Below are 593 nucleotides of genomic sequence, written 5' to 3'. Positions count from 1 at the left end.
CCGCCGCCGACACGCCGATCTCCGCCCTCGAGTCGATCTGTCGCTTCGGTTCGCGCACGCGCGAGCACACCGAGGATCTCTCGTCGCGGCTTACCGGCGGGACCGAGTCGGTGTTCGCCGTCGTCCTGCCCACGATCGACCACGACTACGCCGGCGCGGCCAACGAGGCCCGCCGGCTCGAGCACAGGTTCGACGAGGAACTGCCCGCTCGAGCGTCGTCGCTGCTCTCGGAGCTCCGGGAACTGTTCGTCATTGCGGACGCGACGCGGCAGTACTTCACGACGATCTACCTCCAGCGGGAACTCGCGCGGCTGTCGCGGCTGATCACCTACAGCGGCACCGCCGCGATACTGCTCTCGACGCTGGTCATCATGATCTACGCGAGCGGCTACCCGCCGGTCGCCTTCGAAGGGTGGCTGCTCGTTCTCGTGAGTGCCGCGCTCGCCGTCGCGTTCAGCCCGCTCGCGGTGTTGTTCGCGTACGTCGTTCGGATCTCGGCGGTCCTCAAGCGCACCTCCGCACCCGGCGCGTTCACGCCGCCCGGCGAGTTCCACCGCTCCTACGAGGCCCGCGGTGCCGTCCGACCGCCCGGC

1 protein-coding gene is annotated in these 593 nt (G+C 69.6%); it reads left to right on the top strand.

Annotation, left to right across the window (positions count from 1 at the left end):
• Window positions 1–593: DUF7972 family membrane protein (locus tag PGX04_RS29410; protein ID WP_465263857.1), on the top strand; the 593-nt coding region annotated here is incomplete at both ends.

Source organism: Natrinema soli (assembly GCF_028618695.1).
This window is presented reverse-complemented; position numbering and strand designations above follow the sequence as displayed.